The organism is Kocuria cellulosilytica (genome assembly GCF_040981245.1).
Taxonomy (GTDB): Bacteria; Actinomycetota; Actinomycetes; order Actinomycetales; family Micrococcaceae; genus Kocuria; species Kocuria cellulosilytica.
Genome location: NZ_JAVFWZ010000134.1, coordinates 1 through 526 on the forward strand (window position 1 = coordinate 1; position 526 = coordinate 526).

The window sequence follows — 526 nt, forward strand, 5'->3', positions numbered from 1 at the left end:
GTCGGGACCAGGGGTGTCGCCCGCGGCGTATGCCCGGCGGGGACCGCGGGGTCTCAGCCCAGCGCCGCCGCCAGCTCCCCGGCGGAGCGCCGGACCGCCTCCCGCAGCGCGGCCACGGCCGGGCCCCGGCCCAGGATCGCCCGGCTGGAGGTGGCGAGCACCTGCCCGGACGCCGGGCCGAACACGGCCGGGAGGTCCTCGGCCCGGGCGCCCTGGGCGCCGTAGCCGGGGGCGAGCAGCGGGCCGCGCACCCCGGCCAGGTCGATCCCGAGCTCCGCCAGCGCGTCGCCGACCGTGGCTCCCACCACGAGTCCGCACGGGCCCAGGGCGGGCCGGGGGCCCGCCCCGGCGGCCGCGTCCCCGAGGGCCCGGCCGTTCTCCGCCGCGGCCGCCGAGCACACGGCGCGGGCCACCGACCCGCGGCCCCCGACGTGCTGGACGGAGCGCCCCTCCGGGTTGGAGGTGAGCGCGAGCACGAACGTGCCGCGGCCCGTGCGGGCGGCCAGGTCCAGGGCCGGGCGCAGCG

The 526-nt window shown here is 82.9% G+C and carries 1 protein-coding gene; it reads right to left on the reverse strand.

What is annotated here, in order from left to right:
* Positions 1–53: 53 nt before the first annotated feature.
* Positions 54–526, reverse strand: a 473-nt coding sequence (locus RCG67_RS17355; RefSeq protein WP_368828060.1) for an orotidine 5'-phosphate decarboxylase / HUMPS family protein, incomplete at its 5' end; no start/stop codon positions are given.